Source organism: Tepidibacter formicigenes DSM 15518, from assembly GCF_900142235.1.
Taxonomy (GTDB): Bacteria; Bacillota; Clostridia; order Peptostreptococcales; family Peptostreptococcaceae; genus Tepidibacter; species Tepidibacter formicigenes.
On the sequence record NZ_FRAE01000146.1, the window covers coordinates 1 to 1168 of the forward strand.

General features: G+C 25.9%; 1 pseudogene. It reads right to left on the reverse strand.

Annotated features, from left to right (window positions below):
• Nucleotides 1–129 precede the first annotated feature (129 nt).
• A pseudogene (locus BUA77_RS14860) lies at nt 130–1046 on the reverse strand (cysteine desulfurase family protein).
• Between the last annotated feature and the right edge of the window lie 122 nt (nt 1047–1168).

The following is a 1168-nucleotide window of genomic DNA, read 5'->3' on the forward strand; positions in this document are numbered from 1 at the left end:
TATTAATAAAATTTTTGAGTATCTGAAAATTGCATAGAAATGACTTTGGCTATTTAACTGTAAAATTTTTCAAGTAAAATTGCACTTTTATAGAAGTATATAATTTTTTTACAGTTTTTTCAATATCTTCTAATGTTGTTGATTTTCAAAAGAAACATTTACATTGTTAGACAATCTTTCAGTGGGATGTCCATTTAACTTTACTCCATCAATTTTTGTTTGGATTTTATTAATTAATTTATCTCTCAATATCTCAATTTTTTTATTTTTATTTTCAATATCACTTGTTGCTAATTCTATAGCATATCCTAATCCAACACATCCTGAAACATTTTGTGTTCCAGCTCTTTTTTTCATTTCTTGAAACCCACCATGAATAAAGTTATCTATGTCTATGTTTTCATTAATATATAAAGCTCCAATTCCTTTAGGACCATAAATTTTATGAGCAGATATAGTAAGCATATCTATATTGAGACTTCTTACATCTATTGGAATTTTACCTATTGCTTGAACAGCATCTGTATGAAAATAAATATTTTTTTTTCTGCTATTTCTCCTATTTTTTTTATAGGCTGAATAGATTCTATTTCATTATTAGCAAACATAATTGATATAAGTATAGTCTCATCAGATATAGAGTTTTTTAAATCTTCTAACGATATCATTCCATACTTATTTACTGGAAGATACGTTATATTAAATCCTTGTTTTTCTAAAAATTTACAAGTATTTAAAATTGATGCATGCTCAATTTTAGTAGTAATAATGTGTTTCCCCTTTTTTTTATTTGAAAATGCTATTGCTTTTAATACCCAATTATTAGACTCTGTTGCTGAAGATGTAAAATACACTTCATTTTTATTACAATTTAATGCATTAGCTGTTTTTATACGTGAGTTTTCAATAGCTTCTTTAGATTTTTTTCCTAACAGATGAACGCTAGAGGGATTACCAAAATTTTCTGTTATATATGGTAACATTTCTTTTAAAACTCGTTTTTTTATAGGCGTAGTTGAAGCATGGTCTAAATATATATATTTCATATTTTCCACTCCTTATATATAGATTGTAAAAGAACAAAATATCACTTCGTGATACTCTCAGATGAGTAGCAGAGCTACTCATCTGTATTTTTTGAAACTAATTCACCATTACATTTTGGACA